Below are 15,784 nucleotides of genomic sequence, written 5' to 3' on the forward strand. Positions count from 1 at the left end.
TAGTTAATCGAAACTGAGTTCCACATCCAACATTGCCAAACATCCCCCTACAAACCCTTCAGCCGTCTGCATTTCCTTCCGGATAGTTCCATCTGAACATTTACGCATCTTGGCTATCTGGCGCAATGATAAGCCGTAAATATGATGCAGCACGATCAGATCGTACTCATCGGGTTTGTACTTCTTCAGCCTGGCCACACAGCCATCAATCAACAGTCCATCATCATCAGAACACGACTGCTTACCACTGGATTTAGGCGGCAGTAACCCTTTGAAACCAGCTGCTATAGTTGAATAATCAATACCACTGTCTTCACGTGCCCACACGCCCCAGCGCGATAAGATCTTATAAATGTCACGCATCATAACTTTCCTTCACTTCTCAAAATTGCTTGCGTGCGGAATACACCCTCAGCGTGGTAAAGACGCAGAGTTTCACGGTCATATTCGGTTTTTAATCGGCCATCGATGGCATCATGGCAACAGCTACATGCCCATGCAGCTTGCGAATCATCAGGTTTAATCCCAGTACCGCATGTACCGGCCATGCGGTAGTGCGCCGAAACGGTGGTTTCAGGATTGAAATTGCATACACCAGGCAAACGGATCTGACAGTCGCGCCCTTTGGCTTCTTTGAGTAAATTAGCCATCATGCATACTCCATAAGCTGGGATGCGGCGTTTTCCGCTTCTTGTGGTGTGGAGAACGTACGGCAAAGAATGAAGTTCCACAGTACATCGATAGTAGCTTTGTAGAGCTCGGCGAATTCGATATCGTCCATCTTTGCGAATGAAATGCTTTTTGGCTCTTTTCGGATTGAGCCATCAGGCATGTAATGGGATAGGTAATGACCGGCTTCAATGGTTGCCCAGGAACGAAATGCTTCGAATGATTTTGTAATGCTGATATTTGCGGAGCGGTCTAGTGCTATATCCTGTAAATACTCATCGGCTGCAGCCTGCAGAGATTCTTCACTACCTGCATAATACGCCAGAAATTTAACGTAACCGCGAATGAGTTCTTTATCGGCTGGCGATATTGTCCCGCCTGTTGGTTGCCAGTAATGAAAGCCAAGATTGAGGAGGGAGAAAAATTTACGGTGAAATGCTGGGTTACGAACCTGCTTGAAATCAGCATATAGGACCGCACCGAACTTGACTTTTGATTTCAGGAAATCCCTGGCATCCGGTGTTGCCGGTACCAGTAAACCACCTGCTGATTTTACAAATGAATAATGCGCCATTAGTTATCCCCTATTGGCGCAGCAGTTGTTCAGATTTAATGCGGCTGGGTGTTCAGCCCAGCCTATTAATTATAACTCATCACCATCGGGCGACACAACTTTATAACCTGCCATTTTTTGCAACTCAATCAATGCCTTAAACGTTAAAATGAACTCATTTTCTTTGATATCCCTAATACCAATAACTTTGTTATCAACGATTCGAATAGCAACGTAACAATCGGCAGGGAGTGTTTTTATAGCATCTGTCATACCAACCATGAGCAAACCCCGATAAATCAGATTTATAATCCCTCTCTTCCCTGCTCGCTACTAAAGCTAAGTCCTGTTTCAACGCCTTAATAAATAGGATATATAGATCAGTTATATGTTATCGAACGGTTTCACCGAACATCACCGCAAACGTACTGTATATAAAAACAGTAACAACATCTATGCTGTTGATCAATCGTTACTTTAGAAATATTTGATCTTGAATGTAACCACATGATTGAACTTGTTAACCTCGTCCATGAGGTTTGTTTATGCAGCCATCTGCAATACACACAACTCTGGCAGATTTGCCCGCACCAAATCACATGCTTCTGTCGGGCACACAGCGTTTCCACAACGGGCTACCTGGTCCTTTTGTGATATACGTTTGCCATCTGGATCACGGTCAATGATGTAGTCCGGTGGGAATCCCTGAGCGTTGTATAGCTCACGTGGGGTTAGCATACGCATGCAGAGATCGACAATGACGTAATCACCTACGCGGATATACTGCCGCCTAGGTTCTGGGAACAGGTGCGAGTCATTCGGCAGATCGCTGTACTCATCCACAAGCCTTGCAACGCACCATGCATTGTACCGTTGCTCGTCCGTCAACGGCTCGAAATCACATTGCGCTTCTACCAATCCAAATCGGTCACGCGTTGGAATTGTATGCATCGGGGCGTCAATGTCGATCCCGCCAGTCTCTGTGCCATAATACTTCTGTAAAAAAGCTTGGACGTGGCCGATATGTTGCCCAGCAGCCATTATTGTCGGTGCGGGTTCAGTACTCAGCCGCCCATCTTTGCAAGAACCTCGCAGAAGAACTAAGTGTGATGAGCAAAGTGCATGGTGATCGACCTGCGTCACAGTGTGGAATGGCTCATCTACACCTAGACCTGGACCATCATAATTTCCACCGTAGTGCTTAACCATGTTAACTGCAGCAAGTGCTGTATGGGATGTTGCCGGCAAGGTGATCATTGGCATATCAACAGCACGCGGTTTGCCTGAATATTTTGGACCACCAGCCCCGACCAGTACCCCAGACATAAGCTGACTTTTTCCACCCCCACCAGCGGTGACTGTTCCGAGCGGATCGTCTACCGGGTGCCCAGTGCTATTGCCAAATTGCCGGACCACCACCGGAGCCGCCACGCTGAAACCATGAGATTGGGTTATTGTCTGTAACGGATCATGGAGTGATTGCCCACGGAAACAGTCGTAACTTGTGCGGTTACTCGTGTGGTTACATTTCACTGCGAACGGTTCCAACAATAGATGCTCAGCTTTGCTTGTTACCGTTGTGAGTGGTTGTTCTGTAGGGTATGAAAGACGATCTCCACCGAAGCCGGTTTGCCCAATACGGACAATGTATGGTTCAGGATTATCGATTACGTAACGCTGCAGGCCACGCACTATGCGTCGCAACGTATTATCTGCCAGCGGTTTTTTTCGTCCCAAAATTGAACGTGTCGGCTGTGTCCAGTCAATGCAATCAGCCGCCGTTCTCCACGGTTTCAGCTTACCGGATTTCACCGCATCTGATTTTGGATCGCCATATTTTGCTTCAGGCCATACCACCGGCCGACCGTCGCAACGGGCGATGATATACAAACGCTTACGGATGGTCGGCGCACCGGACATATACGCTTTACGCTCCCGGTGATCGACGTTGTAACCAAGCCCTGCAACCAGCCGACCGGCATCAGGACTGTTGATATCAATATCCAAAAATTCGCAACACTCCTTTAGCGCCGGGTGATCTGCAGGAATACCGCTCCCCAGCATCCCGATAAAACCTTGGAAAGTCTCCCCGCGACGATCTGGGTCTGGGTAGTATTTGCCTGCACGTTCGATCAACGGCCCCCACATCCTAAATTCTTCAACGTTCTCCATCATCAATACGCGGGGGCGCACTGCCAATGCCCAACGCAGCACCACCCAGGCCAAACCTCTGATTTCTTTTTGTACCGGGGTTCCACCTTTTGCTTTTGAAAAATCGCGACAGTCAGGAGAAAACCAACCCAACAAGACAGGTATTCCCCCGGTAGACGCTACAGGATCGACGCTGAAAATATCCTCTGGATAGTGCAGGGTTTCAGGATGATTCATGGCATGCATAGCCATCGCAACTTTATTGTGATTCATTGCGATATGTGGCGCATATCCCAGCGCCCGTTTGATGCCCTCGCAACTACCACCGCCCCCGGCAAACCCAACGACAACCAGTCCATTCTCAGTATCTGGCCTAGCCACCTCGATTTCTTGCCGTCGTGCCCATTTATGCGCAGCTTGCTGAATCTCTGTTGGATGCATTCGCCGGAGGAACATATCGTTCATTTCTGATAAGAGCGCCGCTTGGCGCTCCGGTGTCAGTTTGTGAACAGGGATTACTGAGGATGCGCACTGAGTTACTTCTGTTGGCCATATGCTCATGCTGCACGCTCCTGTTCTTTGCAATTAGGGCTTATCCAAAGGCATTCTGTTCTCTTAGACGTTCCGCCAGTACCTGCACTTACCTGTGCTATTTTGGTTTCCTTCCTCCACCCCGTGAGTATGTCGTTGTATAGTTCGCTGTCGTACCCTGAGATGATTACCATGCCTTTAACTTTTCCGACCGGCTCGAGTAATTCGATGTGCTCCTGTTCTGTCATTTCGAACCGATACGCATAGCCAGTTCTGCGCCAACGGTGCCGGGTTTGCGGCAAATACGGCGGATCGATGTAATGCAGAGTTTTTTCGGAGTCGTGATCGTTAATCACCTGTAGAGCTGGCCGGTTCTCAATTAGAACGCTTATCAGCCGTTCACCAATTGCCGCCAGGTTATCCGGGTATGAGGCCCATATTTGTTGTGCTGTCGAATACTCGCGTTTTGTATCTGAGCGAAACCCCGTTTTATTGTCAGCGGTAGCAGCAGCGGAACCGAACCCCATCGTCGCGCGAACAACTAATCGACGTGCTTTTTCAATCCGGTTTTCCGTTGGCTCATAGGCCAGGTTAAATTCATCCCGGCTATACGGTGTCAGCGCGCAAAGCGTACGGAGTCGATGATTATCAAGCGGATCACGTAATACACGGAACAAGTTAACGATCTCACCATCGAGATCGTTATAAACCTCAGCATGCGAACGCGGTTTGCGCAGTAATACTGACGCTGCGCCGCCATATGGCTCCACATAACAACGGTGTGGGGGGAAAAAACCTGTAATCCATTTTGCCAGCCGAAACTTGCCGCCGTGGTAACGTATGGCAGGAGCTTTGATTTCTGTCTGCATCACCCCTCCTCGACCTCGATCCCCAACAACTGCTTCAGCTCGGACTGTAATTTTCGCTCTCCAGCCTCCATCCCGGCGCTGTACGCCATATCAGTCATTTGCCGCAGCATTTCAGCGTCAAACACGTTGAGCTTGGCATCCATTCGATACATCACTTTTTGACTACCTGAATGCATAATTTCAGTGCCAGCGTTTTTAGTAGCTTTGATTCTTCCGATAGGATTAGGCATATCACTCCCCCTCAACCGTGAAGCCTTGCTCCTTCAGTGCTGCGATAACGTCACTGAGAGAGAGCCAATCCCCGTTAGGGTCACAAACCACGCCGCAATCGACAGAGTAACGATCTGGCAAATTGATTGGCTGCTGTAGTCGCTGCTCTGCGGCCTCTGCGCGTTGGCTTTCAGATTCGGCTATTCCATGGAAATGCCACATATACCGCTCGTAGTATGCTGATTGCTCTTGTTCCAGCTTTAACGCTGCCAGCAATGTGGCTACGTACTCTTGCGAGTAGAGTTCAACCACATCAGGATCTAACGCTTTGTCGCGTATCCATTCAATTTTTCCATCAGTGCCGGCTTTATACCGACCTCCCGGCGAGTATTTCTGAGCAGCTTCTTTGTTTGAAAATGTCGTATTAGTATTTATCCGCGACTCTGGAGTCCCATCATCATTTTTAAACCGCAACGTATAAGCCACAGGAATGGCGGGGATGTTCGACCACTTTTCCCCCGTCTGCTCTTCCAAACGCTGTATCAGTTCACCAATACTTAGAGGCTTGATAAGTTCGCGTTGTGCCTCTTCCAGTGCCGTTGCCAGCTCAACAATCACATCTGTCGGCCGCTTACCGGTTGCAAGCCAAAAGTGATTAGCTGATTTGCCCTGCGCCTGCTCTATCAGTATTTTTAAATTGTCCATGCTCATAGAATCACCACCAATGTAACTACACAGCCCACCAGCGCCACTATGTGGCACCCTAAAAACACCCATACCCCGATTGATAATTTCCTCATGAAATCCCCCTATTCTCTTTCCGTTCACGCCAGTAATTCAGGCGTGCTCTGAAATGCTCCCGGTAGTTTTCCGGTACCGCTTTAATCGCTTCTTCGACGACTGTGCGGGTCACCTTCCGCTCATACAGGTCTTTGATTAAGCCACTGGCGCGCAGGTCGAGATTTTCAAGATCCCGATATTCCTGCGGCCAGGCTCCGCGATTGAACGGTAAGCCGGGCGGGAGGTAATCCGATTGCCCGGCCATGGGTTACCTCAGAACTTTGGCGGCGCGTTTCGAGTTAAGGTAAAACTGCGGTTCAACGCGGGTTAGGGTAAATTCCGGTACCGGTTTTTCGTGGCGCGTAATTTCGCAGTGGGGGGATTTCAGCATTGCGGTGATTCTGGCCTGCAGAACATGCCTTGTTAATCCGTGGTCAGGGATTTGCGCATCAAGGGCAGCCAGTATGCTGGAATGAGATAAGGTATTACCGAGCATGATAGCCACCAGCTTTTCAGCGGGGAAACCCTCTTTCTTGGCTTTTTTCTTATCTGCGGCTTTGCCCTTGTAGGCATTTAAATCGAACTTTGGCGCTACGACCTGAACCGGCACTGGTGCAGGGACAAACGCCGAACGTGTGCAGGCCCGCGCATTTGCATTCATACGCCAAATAATCAGCGCGCTGTGGTCACAGCCATCATCGATAACGTGCGGGGATTTAGCGAAAACAATTTCAGTATGCATATTGGTCTTTCCTATGGTTATTTAGCGCTGGTCAGGCGCGGTTAGAATTTCTTGGTTGAGTACGGTTTTTGCTTTGGTTGCTGTTGCTGCGTCTCCTGGTGCATGCGTGTTGCTTCTTGGGCCACTAACTGATCAACCGGCACAAAGTGGCCGTTTTTAAACTCCTGATAAACCACGCCGTTTGGTCCGAATCGGTTTTTACCAAGAATGATTTCCGCGAAACGTGCAGCCGGGCCATTGGGGTTATAAATACCATCGCGATACAGCATGATGATCCGATCTGCATCCTGCTCTATGCGTCCGGACTCACTGAGATCGGACATAACCGGGCGGCGCGCCGTTATAGGGCGTTCATCAACTTTTCGCGATAGTTGGCTTAGTGCGAGTACGGGGGTTTTTGTTCGCATGGCCATAGTTTTTAGGCTGCGGGATATGTGGCCAACGGCAAGGTCGTTACGTTCTGCCTTAGGCTTGGCGATAAGGCCAATATAATCAACCATCACAACGCCAAGATGCGGATACCGGCGTTTGTGGGTTTCTGCAACTGCGCGTATCTGATCGATGGTTAAATCGGTAGCGTCAACGATCCAGATATCGCGGTTATTCAATATTTCTAAGGCGCTATGGATGCGGGCCCAATCCTCATCACATAACGCGTTCGGATTACGTAGTTTTGATACTGAAAGGTTGCCAGCTCCGGCAACCGAGCGTTCTACCATCTGCATGGCTGCCATTTCCATGCTGAAAACCAACGCGCCAGCACCGTTACGGGTTGCCCCCTCAATCACTTTTAAAGCGAACTCCGTTTTACCGGTACCGGGTCGCCCAGCGATAACAACGAGATCTTGCGGGTTAAAACCACCGGTAATAGCATCCAGTTCTTGAATGCCGGTATACAGGTTACGAGAGCCAGCCTCGCCACTCATCCGCTTATCGAGAACATCCATGTAGCTACTCAGCAGTTCGCCCAGGTGCACAGGCATCACACCGCCACTGTCGGCTGTCATCTCGATCAGCTTGGAAACTGATTCCTGAATAACCTGATCGCGCTGTTCCTGATTGCGAGCGCTTCGGATGCCATCGGCACCGCTTTGCAGCAGTGCGGCCATTTCACGGCTACGCCATCCCTTTATGGCCAGAGTTGCAAAGCCTTTCAGGTTGGCTAACGTTCCTGGGGTTCGGCTGATTTCTACCAGTGAAGCTAGGCTATCACCGCCCATAGCCTCGCTGATTAGAACAACATCGATCACACCGTACGTCAGCGCCTGCTTTTTGATTTCGATGTACGTATCACGCAAAAAACGGATGCTGAATGCTTCTTCCGGCATAGTGGCGATCACGTCCAGCGCATCAGGTGTTGCGCCCCCGACAAGTAAGCCGCTCAATACTGCGGACTCCAATTCCTGGGGAGTCATAGCGCCCCCTCTCGGGTTTTAGTCAGCGTGTCAGAACGCAGGAGGTAATCAAAACTTGCACGCCACCCGCGCTTGTTATCGCCAAAATAAAACGAGTTGGCTGATTCTGAAAAGGTTTCGAAATAGGCTCTAACAGCTTCAATGGTGGGTTCGTGAAGCTCCGCCACCAGTTTCTTGATCTGGCGTTTCCGCTTGTCGTTGAGTTGTTGAACCTTAGGCAGTCGATCACCAAGAATTTCATTGAACGCCATTACTACATCACCAAAAGAAATTTGAGACTGTAATTTAAATTGTGTAATTGCCTGTTTTTGATATGTTCTTCCTGACAATGGAGACAGGCAAATTATGGACGAAAAGAAACTTAAGGCACTCGCTGCTGAGCTGGCCAAAGGCATTAAAACAGAAGCCGATCTCAATGCGTTTTCTCGTATGTTGACCAAGCTCACCGTCGAAACTGCCTTGAATGCCGAGCTGACTGACCACCTCGGTCATGAAAAAAATACCCCTAAAAAAGGCTCGAATACCCGTAACGGTTACTCGTCTAAAACGTTGCTCACTGATGATGGTGAGTTCGAACTGAATACACCCCGTGACCGTGAAGGCTCCTTTGAGCCCCAACTGATAAAGAAAAACCAGACGCGTATCACGCAGATGGACAGCCAGATTTTATCCTTATATGCCAAAGGGATGACGACGAGGGAAATCGTCGCCACGTTCAAGGAGATGTACGATGCCGACGTGTCGCCCACGCTGATATCCAAAGTCACCGATGCCGTTAAAGAGCAGGTTACCGAGTGGCAAAACCGGCCACTGGACTCACTGTATCCCATTGTTTACCTTGACTGTATCGTGGTGAAGGTGCGTCAAAATGGCAGCGTCATCAACAAGGCCGTGTTCCTTGCCTTGGGCATCAATACCGAGGGTCAGAAAGAACTTCTGGGCATGTGGCTGGCAGAAAATGAAGGGGCCAAGTTCTGGCTTAACGTGTTGACCGAGCTAAAAAATCGGGGGCTTCAGGACATCCTGATTGCCTGTGTAGACGGCCTGAAGGGCTTCCCAGAGGCGATAAACAGCGTCTATCCGCAAACCCACATCCAGTTGTGCATTATCCACATGGTGCGTAACAGCCTGAAGTACGTGTCGTGGAAAGACTACAAAGCGGTCACCAGCGGGTTGAAAACGGTGTATCAGGCCCCGACAGAGGAAGCGGCACTGATGGCGTTGGACAAGTTCGCGGGTGTGTGGGATGAAAAATACCCGCAAATCAGCAAGAGTTGGCGTACTCACTGGGAAAATCTCAACACGTTCTTCGGTTATCCCGCGGATATCCGCAAAGCGATCTACACGACCAACGCCATAGAATCGCTGAACAGCGTGATCCGTCAGGCGATAAAGAAACGTAAAGTGTTCCCGACAGATGACTCAGTGAGAAAAGTGATTTATCTGGCCATCCAGGCGGCGTCGAAAAAATGGAGTATGCCGATCCAGAACTGGCGGTTGGCGATGAGTCGTTTTATTATCGAGTTCGGTGACCGCTTAGACGGTCACCTTTAATAGGTTGGCAGTTACACAGAATTATGGACAGGCTCAGAAATTTTGGCCTCACCTCCCCCTTGGGGGTTAGGGGGTATATCTGTAGTAGTCTCTGTATGAATGTTTGCGGGTTTTCCACTGACAGGTTTGCTGTTTTTCCCCATGCTAGTATGCGGAAATTCCCCATCCAAGGATGTGACGCCAAGTAACTGATATAAAACGGGTATGTCAATACGGTAAAACAGCTTTGCAGGCAGGCCTTGTTTACGTTCCAACAACAGTCCAAGGCTACGTAATTTCTTCCGTGCGCCCTCTTGCTCGTAACGGGAAAGCCCGGTTTCTTCTTCCCATTCTTCCTGGGTTTTGTATACCCAACCTTCCTCGTTCTCGGCGCGATTTGTCCAATAGACGAGTTGAGATAGCAATAAAGCCCCAGTAACGCCAGCGCCAATGCGTACGAAACTACGCTGAAAGGCGATAGGCCGATCAAGCAATCGTAAAAGTTCCATGATTACACCCCCAGCGCTTCCGCAATCTGGCGGCAGGCTTCCTGGTACTGCTCCGGCGTTAATATGAGTCCGCGCAATGCTTCCTTGCTCTGCTCGTATTGCTCCCAAATGGATAGGGCTGCAACCCGCCGCCCTTCGAAAATGGGTTCGATATCTTCCAGCGTCGCAGGATCACCGTTTAACCGGTACCCGTTACGCCATGTGATCCTGTCGATAGAGTTCAACATATTGGTCTTTCCTAAGCCGGTTGGTTATCAAACGCTGGTCAGGCGTTGTGTGTTCTGTAAAGCGTGCAGCGCTCCGGCGATCTGCTGATGCATATCACTGGCCCCCAGCAAGATCGCGATTATCGCGGCTGCAAACTCACGGATGGCCACGGATAGTAAGTACTGTACAGATTCCCCATTTAACCTTGCGCGTCGCTCTACGGGCAGTGCTGCGGCCATTGCGTCAGCCAGTTCGCGGATCTTTGCCTCAGATGCTTTCGACTCGCCACGCAGCCAGCGGAAAATAGCCTGGCGGTTGGTATTGATAGCGCGCCAATCTGCAACGCCGTTATCTTCGATTGGGTACAGGCGAACAGTTTTAGTACCGGTACCGTAAAGCAACCATTGCTTGCTGATCTCAATGGCTACATGTTCCTGCCCACGTTCTGCCGCCCATTGGGCGATCTCGTCTTTCAGTTTTTCGATGTCCACTTCTTCGCGTCTCCTGTCGCTCGAAAAGTTGATTACGCGTAATCAGATTTTTGGTGTGAACAGCCTTAGGCTATACCTGGTTGCTGCTCATCGCTGTAGAGCGTGCGGTCGTACTTAAGGGCTCCATGGGTAATATCTGCCAAACGTGCAGCCCGACGTTCGGGGATGATTTCCCCCCATCGAGATACAGATGCCTGAGATACTCCCGCCGCTTTGGCTAGCTTGGTTTTGCTGCCAAAGAATTTTATTGCCTCTTCTTTGAGCACATTCACCTCCAATGGTTAACGTTTGTTTGGAAATTACAACTTAACAAAAGCTAAGTCAAATTAATTTATATTAACCCGATGAACATGACCGCACTTAGTGACCGCATTAGATTGCGCAGAATAGAATTAAACATTTCACAGCAGAAGCTTGCAGATGCTGTGAAGGTTTCACACGTCACTGTGTTCAAATGGGAGAATGGCGACACTGAGCCTAAGGGTAAAAATCTCTTTCGCTTGAGTAAGGCACTAAGATGTACCCCAACTTGGTTACTTTATGGTGATGAAGATCAAGCCCCTCTTCCGGCCAGCGATTTACCTGTAGAGCTGGATGATCGACAAACAAAGTTATTGGAACTATTTGATTCTCTTCCCGAATCTGAGAAAGATAGGCACCTGTCAGACCTTGAGCTTAAGGTCGATGGCTTCAATGCTTTGTTTGAGGAATTACTTTTAGCCAGAAAAAATTCAAAGAAAAAATAACCCATTTATCAATGCATTACTTAACTACCTGCAATTAACTTAACTTATTGCAAGTATTTTTTATTGACCAGTTACTTACCTTTAGTTAAGCTCATTTCCATCAACAGCGCAGAAACATGCAGCGGTTGTTCAGATAAACAAGTTCTGACGGTGTGAAAGAACACAGAGGGGAGAGCTATGAGAGCCACCAAAAAAGCAGCAAAAAGTTTTCAAATCCAGTATCGCCAGTGCGGAATATGGGTAAACGGTAATACCTACCCAACCCGCAAAGAAGCCGAGGATTATGCCCGTAAAACAGGGCGTGATTATCAGGTAGTACCAAAGCGTTAAATGAATTCGGGATGTTGTGGCGACGGAGAACCGACCTCTTATCGCCGGGTGCATAAAGTCCATGATTACCAAGCCACAGCAGCCCAAACGTTACGCCTCGTAGCATACGGTCGTAACTCCTGAAAAGGTAAAGCGACGCCGGAAAGCGTAACCGGCAACCATTTGAAACGGCTTTTAGGGGAGGCGGTCTGTTTTACAGACTGGCGAAGGAACCAGAGATAAAGCAGTTTCAAATGGAAAGACCAATGTGCCTCACCAGGGCGCTATACGGCCGCTAGCTCTGACCAAGCGAAACGGCGCCGGATAACGTAACCGGCACCTAATTTTAAGCAGTAAAAAGCCCGCTCAAGGCGGGCTAGTTACCCCGGTTTTACATCCCGGGGAGATGGACAAGTGGGGACCAACCCACTTATCAGTGGCACGAGGGACCAACCCCGTGCCAAGGAAAGACCAACATGCTTGCGCACATCGGCCAAACAATTATATCGGAGTTGCTATGAAAGCACTACAGATACCAGTCAAGCTGTACATCCACGCGCTTACGCGCCCTCTGCCCTCTCAAGCTGAATTACCTTACGTTATTTCATCTGCGGATCTGACCAATATTTCAGATGTGTACGTTCTTCTTGAAACTCGCGTTATCAGCATTGAAGTAATCGAACCTGAACCGATTGATGTGATCGGCAAACAGGTTGATGCCCTGCGCGCTCAAAAAGAACGTATCGCGGCTGAATCACACCGTCAGCAATCCGTTATTGACGACAAAATTCAGCAGTTGCTTTGTATCGAGCATTCACCAGTTGATGAACATGAACTGCCTTATTAACCGCACCTGACCAAAAGGAAAGACCATGGACATAAAAACACTTTTAGAAAGAATCAAAAGTATTCGCGAAAAATTAAATTCAGCTAAAAACATCCTCTCAATTACCGAAAGCAATTTTCGCCGTGGCGGTGTTTTTGCAGAATCAGAAAGAGGCAATGACTATTACTTATCTTTGGATAAAGAGCTTATACGCGAAATCGTACTTTGCCAAAAACAGGCATTAGAAGTTGAACTAGCGACGCTCGAAGATGCAAAAGAAACCGCTGAACGTATTGTCGCTGGCTTATTGCCAGATAGCAAAACAGCGCCTGACCAGCGCTAAATAACCATAGGAAAGACCAATAATGACTGCACCCGTATTTATTGGCTTATTCGAGCCAAAAAAATCGGCACAAAAAAATGGTGCCGTACCTCTTGTCTACGCTGACAAAGCCCCAAACAAAAAAGCCGCTGAAGGTATATTTATTGGCAAACTGTGGGAGGCTTATCCTGCTGCCGGTGATAACTTCTTTAACCCCAAAATTGTTGAAGATACCCCCGGATGCCCTCGCCCTGCTCTCGGTGTTTTTGATGAGCAGTTTGCTATCGATAACGAGTTTGATGGTAAATGCTGGCAGCCGCGTGAAGCTGTTGAAGAAACAACCGCACCTCCAGCGGCGAAAATTGATTTGATGCATCTTGGAGACAAAGAACGAGTGGTTGCTATAGCGCTGTTCGGTCTGAATCCAATTGATGAAAGCGGCCTATCTACAATCCGCGACTATCTTGATAATCCTGGCGAAACCGAGGACGAAACCGGACTGGCTACTATCATCAACGCAATGTGCGCGGTAAGCCAAGTTTCCAAAATGCATCCGGAAGGGATAAATAATTTACTGCTTGGTATCTTTGCTCATTTTGAAAACCAAAATCCAACAGAACAGGAGATTGATGAGTTCATAGCTAAATGGGTGAGCAATCCAGGCGACCGCGAAAAGTTGGTGAAAAGCAGCCGCGCCAGAAGCGAAAGTAACAACGATCCGATGAATTACACAACGCTAAGCATGCACACAATGCTGTCAATAATGGGCGTGCATCCGCTGAGCGCAAAACCCTCTGACGTGAGAAACGCGAAAGAGATGATGGAATCGCGCGATCCTTTATGGCGTGGCGTTGATAAAACCTTTCGCGTCATTACTGGCATTCTCGACGTTGATACAGATACACGTCACGCAATTATTGCTGATGGTCTCAAAAATCTGGAAATGTTCAATGACGATCAGGCACGACTGCATTTTGTTAAATTACGCCTGGCGGGTAACCCTGCATGTCCAGAACTGGCTGACTATGGCCAGCAGGTAAACCAAACGCAATCGCAGACAGCAGTAAAAAATCTCGGCGGCGGTAAGTTCTCTGTTGATGGTTTGGCCGGCGAACAACCCAACGCCGCCTCAAATGAGCTTGAAAAACAAGAAGCGGCCACCACTGCCCCAATAACCGATGAAGTAGCGCAGCAGTCAAAAGAAACCCTGGATCAGTTGGGTTATGGCGTATACGGCACAGATACAGGCGGTAAATCAGAACACCTGCAGCGTGCTGAAAAAACGCTGGCCGATGCTAACGGACTAGTTGATCAGTTAAAAGCCGATGATTTCCAGCAGCGTGCTGCACAGGTTGAACAGACAATAGCCGAACAGCCAAAAGAAGCGCAGGCGAACCTTGATATCTGGAAGCGAGTAATGCGCACGGATCCGCGCTACACGAAACCTATCGAGGGTGCAGGATTCATCGGTACCAGTATCAACAGTGAATACATGTTCATGCGAGCAACCGAGGTTTTCGGTCCTATTGGCACCGGTTGGGGATACACCATCGTTGAAGAAAAAATGTTTACCGGCGCGCCAATGTCTGAGGCGGTTTTTGAGGGCGGTAAAATTGTCGGTAACCATATTCTACGTGACGCTGACGGATCAATCCTGTGCGAACAAAACCACAGCTTGCAGATCGAGTTTTGGTATGTGCTAAACGGCAAGAAAGGGTTCCTTAATGCGTACGGTGCGACGCCGTACATATACAAAACCAAGCGCGGTTTCATGGCTGACAGTGAAGTCATGAAAAAAAGCCTCACAGATGCGATCAAAAAATCCCTGTCTATGTTGGGCTTCTCTGCTGACGTATTCCTTGGGTGGCATGATCTGGCTGAGTACAGAGAAGAGAACGCCACTGAATTCGCTATACGTAACGCAAGCGATAAAGCCGAGGATGTTACTCGGTTGCGCGAGGAGTTGGACGAGAAGCTTGCCAAGGTTGCGGAAACTATTAGTAGCGCGGTTACCGTTAACGAGGCCGCTAAAGTACACGCCTCAATCGCTCGCGAGGTTGAAACCCACCGCAAAGCAGCCGAAGCCAAAGGCGATATGGAACACGCCAAGTATCTGGCCGGACGCCTGCGCCGCTTAACCACTCTGAAAGATGAACGTATCGCCACCCTGTCTAAATCCGAGGAGAACGCGCAATGAGCATTACAGCAATCGCATTAGCATCTGATTACGCCAAACTGCAACAGTTGGTTGAAACCTCCGAAGAACTGACGCCGGAAATGATCGCCGATACGCTGGAGGGTATCGAGGGCGCATTAGGCGATAAGCTGGATGCCGCCTATACCTACGTGCGTAATCTCGAAGGGTTGGCAAAAACCGTTGATGAGGAAGTTAAGCGCCTGGCGGATCGTAAGCGATCGTTCGAGAACCGCGCCAAATCCATTCGCCAATATGTGCTGACGTGCCTGCTGGCATCCGGTCAGGACAAGCTTAAGACCACAAGCAATACGTTCACAGCGGCCAAAGGGCGCGCCAATGTGGTGATCGATAATGTCGATTTGTTACCTGATGATCTGGTAGCCGTGCAAACCCTGGTAGCTCCGGATAAAAAAGCTATCAAGGAAGCACTCGAGAACGGCGTGGACGTCAAGGGCGCGCACATTGAGATCGGCGAACGTACGTTAATGGTGAGGTAACCCATGTTAAGACGAAACCAGAAGCGTGGCGAACCTGCATACATCACGCTGCCAGATGGGCGCACCGGTACCATCCGCACCGATCGTCGCTGTGATGTTGAATACGAGCTGCCGGCTGATGTGAAGATCAGCGGCACACCGCCACCAAAGTTGATTAAGCCTAATCAGAAATAACCGCCCTTCACCTGCATTGTGGCTACCCACTCAATAACCGGGAAACCACAATG

24 protein-coding genes are annotated in these 15,784 nt (G+C 49.1%); 8 read left to right on the forward strand and 16 right to left on the reverse strand.

Annotated features, from left to right (window positions below):
- Nucleotides 1–3: 3 nt before the first annotated feature.
- The 12 genes from SAQUA_RS14135 to SAQUA_RS14190 form a co-directional block, all read right to left on the reverse strand.
- Nucleotides 4–363 (reverse strand): antiterminator Q family protein, encoded by a 360-nt coding sequence (locus SAQUA_RS14135; RefSeq protein ID WP_380676038.1) that lies wholly within the window; start codon nt 361–363, stop codon nt 4–6.
- Nucleotides 363–650: a DUF1364 domain-containing protein gene (locus tag SAQUA_RS14140; protein WP_380676040.1), complete on the reverse strand. Its 288-nt coding sequence runs from the start codon at nt 648–650 to the stop codon at nt 363–365. Before SAQUA_RS14140 ends, SAQUA_RS14135 begins: the two co-directional genes overlap by 1 nt.
- Nucleotides 650–1,243 (reverse strand): DUF1367 family protein, encoded by a 594-nt coding sequence (locus SAQUA_RS14145; RefSeq protein ID WP_380675972.1) that lies wholly within the window; start codon nt 1,241–1,243, stop codon nt 650–652. The genes SAQUA_RS14140 and SAQUA_RS14145 overlap by 1 nt, the downstream gene beginning before the upstream one ends.
- A gap of 69 nt (nt 1,244–1,312) precedes the next feature.
- Nucleotides 1,313–1,504, reverse strand: coding sequence for a hypothetical protein (locus SAQUA_RS14150; protein WP_380675974.1), 192 nt, complete (start codon nt 1,502–1,504; stop codon nt 1,313–1,315).
- Nucleotides 1,505–1,765: 261 nt separating this feature from the next.
- Nucleotides 1,766–3,934, reverse strand: coding sequence for a DNA cytosine methyltransferase (locus SAQUA_RS14155; protein WP_380675976.1), 2,169 nt, complete (start codon nt 3,932–3,934; stop codon nt 1,766–1,768).
- Nucleotides 3,931–4,773 carry a DNA adenine methylase gene (locus SAQUA_RS14160; protein ID WP_380675978.1) on the reverse strand — a complete coding sequence of 281 codons (843 nt, stop codon included), beginning with the start codon at nt 4,771–4,773 and terminating at the stop codon, nt 3,931–3,933. Before SAQUA_RS14160 ends, SAQUA_RS14155 begins: the two co-directional genes overlap by 4 nt.
- Nucleotides 4,773–5,003 carry a hypothetical protein gene (locus tag SAQUA_RS14165; protein WP_380675980.1) on the reverse strand — a complete coding sequence of 77 codons (231 nt, stop codon included), beginning with the start codon at nt 5,001–5,003 and terminating at the stop codon, nt 4,773–4,775. The genes SAQUA_RS14160 and SAQUA_RS14165 overlap by 1 nt, the downstream gene beginning before the upstream one ends.
- Before the next feature lies 1 nt (nt 5,004).
- On the reverse strand, nt 5,005–5,694 hold the full coding sequence (locus tag SAQUA_RS14170) for a hypothetical protein (RefSeq protein WP_404413005.1): 690 nt from the start codon (nt 5,692–5,694) through the stop codon (nt 5,005–5,007).
- Nucleotides 5,695–5,779: 85 nt separating this feature from the next.
- Nucleotides 5,780–6,028, reverse strand: a complete 249-nt coding sequence (locus SAQUA_RS14175; RefSeq protein ID WP_380675984.1) for a hypothetical protein — start codon at nt 6,026–6,028, stop codon at nt 5,780–5,782.
- A 3-nt stretch (nt 6,029–6,031) separates the two neighbouring features.
- Nucleotides 6,032–6,505, reverse strand: a complete 474-nt coding sequence (locus SAQUA_RS14180) for a hypothetical protein (protein ID WP_380675986.1) — start codon at nt 6,503–6,505, stop codon at nt 6,032–6,034.
- Nucleotides 6,506–6,546: 41 nt separating this feature from the next.
- The gene (locus SAQUA_RS14185; protein WP_380675988.1) at nt 6,547–7,920 is read right to left on the reverse strand and encodes a replicative DNA helicase; all 1,374 of its coding nucleotides are present in this window, start codon (nt 7,918–7,920) and stop codon (nt 6,547–6,549) included.
- On the reverse strand, nt 7,917–8,171 hold the full coding sequence (locus SAQUA_RS14190) for a hypothetical protein (RefSeq protein ID WP_404413007.1): 255 nt from the start codon (nt 8,169–8,171) through the stop codon (nt 7,917–7,919). Before SAQUA_RS14190 ends, SAQUA_RS14185 begins: the two co-directional genes overlap by 4 nt.
- A 94-nt stretch (nt 8,172–8,265) precedes the next feature.
- Here SAQUA_RS14190 and SAQUA_RS14195 point away from each other — a divergent pair, with 94 nt between their 5' ends.
- The gene (locus SAQUA_RS14195; protein ID WP_404413008.1) at nt 8,266–9,474 is read left to right on the forward strand and encodes an IS256 family transposase; all 1,209 of its coding nucleotides are present in this window, start codon (nt 8,266–8,268) and stop codon (nt 9,472–9,474) included.
- Nucleotides 9,475–9,485: 11 nt separating this feature from the next.
- On the opposite strand, the gene SAQUA_RS14200 is transcribed toward SAQUA_RS14195, so the two are convergent.
- From SAQUA_RS14200 to SAQUA_RS14215, 4 genes are all read right to left on the reverse strand, one after another.
- Nucleotides 9,486–9,962 carry a hypothetical protein gene (locus SAQUA_RS14200; RefSeq protein ID WP_380677189.1) on the reverse strand — a complete coding sequence of 159 codons (477 nt, stop codon included), beginning with the start codon at nt 9,960–9,962 and terminating at the stop codon, nt 9,486–9,488.
- Nucleotides 9,963–9,964: 2 nt separating this feature from the next.
- Nucleotides 9,965–10,189 (reverse strand): hypothetical protein, encoded by a 225-nt coding sequence (locus SAQUA_RS14205; protein ID WP_380677187.1) that lies wholly within the window; start codon nt 10,187–10,189, stop codon nt 9,965–9,967.
- Nucleotides 10,190–10,216: 27 nt separating this feature from the next.
- Nucleotides 10,217–10,660, reverse strand: a complete 444-nt coding sequence (locus SAQUA_RS14210; protein WP_380677185.1) for a toxin YdaT family protein — start codon at nt 10,658–10,660, stop codon at nt 10,217–10,219.
- Nucleotides 10,661–10,725: 65 nt separating this feature from the next.
- Nucleotides 10,726–10,926, reverse strand: coding sequence for a Cro/CI family transcriptional regulator (locus tag SAQUA_RS14215; RefSeq protein WP_380677183.1), 201 nt, complete (start codon nt 10,924–10,926; stop codon nt 10,726–10,728).
- Nucleotides 10,927–11,004: 78 nt separating this feature from the next.
- Here SAQUA_RS14215 and SAQUA_RS14220 point away from each other — a divergent pair, with 78 nt between their 5' ends.
- From SAQUA_RS14220 to SAQUA_RS14250, 7 genes are all read left to right on the forward strand, one after another.
- Nucleotides 11,005–11,406, forward strand: a complete 402-nt coding sequence (locus SAQUA_RS14220) for a helix-turn-helix domain-containing protein (protein ID WP_380677181.1) — start codon at nt 11,005–11,007, stop codon at nt 11,404–11,406.
- Nucleotides 11,407–11,583: 177 nt separating this feature from the next.
- Nucleotides 11,584–11,736 (forward strand): hypothetical protein, encoded by a 153-nt coding sequence (locus SAQUA_RS14225; RefSeq protein WP_380677179.1) that lies wholly within the window; start codon nt 11,584–11,586, stop codon nt 11,734–11,736.
- Nucleotides 11,737–12,232: 496 nt separating this feature from the next.
- A complete protein-coding gene (locus SAQUA_RS14230; RefSeq protein WP_380677177.1) occupies nt 12,233–12,562 on the forward strand; it encodes a hypothetical protein in 330 nt (109 codons plus the stop codon).
- A gap of 25 nt (nt 12,563–12,587) precedes the next feature.
- Nucleotides 12,588–12,884 carry a hypothetical protein gene (locus SAQUA_RS14235; protein ID WP_380677175.1) on the forward strand — a complete coding sequence of 99 codons (297 nt, stop codon included), beginning with the start codon at nt 12,588–12,590 and terminating at the stop codon, nt 12,882–12,884.
- 22 nt (nt 12,885–12,906) lie between these two features.
- Nucleotides 12,907–15,060, forward strand: coding sequence for a hypothetical protein (locus SAQUA_RS14240; RefSeq protein WP_404413009.1), 2,154 nt, complete (start codon nt 12,907–12,909; stop codon nt 15,058–15,060).
- On the forward strand, nt 15,057–15,557 hold the full coding sequence (locus SAQUA_RS14245; protein WP_380677171.1) for a siphovirus Gp157 family protein: 501 nt from the start codon (nt 15,057–15,059) through the stop codon (nt 15,555–15,557). Before SAQUA_RS14240 ends, SAQUA_RS14245 begins: the two co-directional genes overlap by 4 nt.
- A gap of 3 nt (nt 15,558–15,560) precedes the next feature.
- Complete coding sequence (locus SAQUA_RS14250) at nt 15,561–15,731, forward strand: hypothetical protein (RefSeq protein ID WP_380677169.1); 171 nt, start codon at nt 15,561–15,563, stop codon at nt 15,729–15,731.
- The last annotated feature ends 53 nt before the right edge of the window (nt 15,732–15,784 follow it).

The organism is Serratia aquatilis (assembly GCF_044865145.1).
GTDB lineage: Bacteria > Pseudomonadota > Gammaproteobacteria > Enterobacterales > Enterobacteriaceae > Chania > Chania aquatilis.

What these genes read in the sequence shown, in the direction of transcription:
- SAQUA_RS14135 (WP_380676038.1), bottom strand. Translation starts at nt 363, where the DNA reads ATGCGTGACATTTATAAGATCTTATCGCGCTGGGGCGTGTGGGCACGT.
- SAQUA_RS14140 (WP_380676040.1), bottom strand. Translation starts at nt 650, where the DNA reads ATGGCTAATTTACTCAAAGAAGCCAAAGGGCGCGACTGTCAGATCCGT.
- SAQUA_RS14145 (WP_380675972.1), bottom strand. Translation starts at nt 1,243, where the DNA reads ATGGCGCATTATTCATTTGTAAAATCAGCAGGTGGTTTACTGGTACCG.
- SAQUA_RS14150 (WP_380675974.1), bottom strand. Translation starts at nt 1,504, where the DNA reads ATGGTTGGTATGACAGATGCTATAAAAACACTCCCTGCCGATTGTTAC.
- SAQUA_RS14155 (WP_380675976.1), bottom strand. Translation starts at nt 3,934, where the DNA reads ATGAGCATATGGCCAACAGAAGTAACTCAGTGCGCATCCTCAGTAATC.
- SAQUA_RS14160 (WP_380675978.1), bottom strand. Translation starts at nt 4,773, where the DNA reads ATGCAGACAGAAATCAAAGCTCCTGCCATACGTTACCACGGCGGCAAG.
- SAQUA_RS14165 (WP_380675980.1), bottom strand. Translation starts at nt 5,003, where the DNA reads ATGCCTAATCCTATCGGAAGAATCAAAGCTACTAAAAACGCTGGCACT.
- SAQUA_RS14170 (WP_404413005.1), bottom strand. Translation starts at nt 5,694, where the DNA reads ATGAGCATGGACAATTTAAAAATACTGATAGAGCAGGCGCAGGGCAAA.
- SAQUA_RS14175 (WP_380675984.1), bottom strand. Translation starts at nt 6,028, where the DNA reads ATGGCCGGGCAATCGGATTACCTCCCGCCCGGCTTACCGTTCAATCGC.
- SAQUA_RS14180 (WP_380675986.1), bottom strand. Translation starts at nt 6,505, where the DNA reads ATGCATACTGAAATTGTTTTCGCTAAATCCCCGCACGTTATCGATGAT.
- SAQUA_RS14185 (WP_380675988.1), bottom strand. Translation starts at nt 7,920, where the DNA reads ATGACTCCCCAGGAATTGGAGTCCGCAGTATTGAGCGGCTTACTTGTC.
- SAQUA_RS14190 (WP_404413007.1), bottom strand. Translation starts at nt 8,171, where the DNA reads ATGGCGTTCAATGAAATTCTTGGTGATCGACTGCCTAAGGTTCAACAA.
- SAQUA_RS14195 (WP_404413008.1), top strand. Translation starts at nt 8,266, where the DNA reads ATGGACGAAAAGAAACTTAAGGCACTCGCTGCTGAGCTGGCCAAAGGC.
- SAQUA_RS14200 (WP_380677189.1), bottom strand. Translation starts at nt 9,962, where the DNA reads ATGGAACTTTTACGATTGCTTGATCGGCCTATCGCCTTTCAGCGTAGT.
- SAQUA_RS14205 (WP_380677187.1), bottom strand. Translation starts at nt 10,189, where the DNA reads ATGTTGAACTCTATCGACAGGATCACATGGCGTAACGGGTACCGGTTA.
- SAQUA_RS14220 (WP_380677181.1), top strand. Translation starts at nt 11,005, where the DNA reads ATGAACATGACCGCACTTAGTGACCGCATTAGATTGCGCAGAATAGAA.
- SAQUA_RS14225 (WP_380677179.1), top strand. Translation starts at nt 11,584, where the DNA reads ATGAGAGCCACCAAAAAAGCAGCAAAAAGTTTTCAAATCCAGTATCGC.
- SAQUA_RS14230 (WP_380677177.1), top strand. Translation starts at nt 12,233, where the DNA reads ATGAAAGCACTACAGATACCAGTCAAGCTGTACATCCACGCGCTTACG.
- SAQUA_RS14235 (WP_380677175.1), top strand. Translation starts at nt 12,588, where the DNA reads ATGGACATAAAAACACTTTTAGAAAGAATCAAAAGTATTCGCGAAAAA.
- SAQUA_RS14240 (WP_404413009.1), top strand. Translation starts at nt 12,907, where the DNA reads ATGACTGCACCCGTATTTATTGGCTTATTCGAGCCAAAAAAATCGGCA.
- SAQUA_RS14245 (WP_380677171.1), top strand. Translation starts at nt 15,057, where the DNA reads ATGAGCATTACAGCAATCGCATTAGCATCTGATTACGCCAAACTGCAA.
- SAQUA_RS14250 (WP_380677169.1), top strand. Translation starts at nt 15,561, where the DNA reads ATGTTAAGACGAAACCAGAAGCGTGGCGAACCTGCATACATCACGCTG.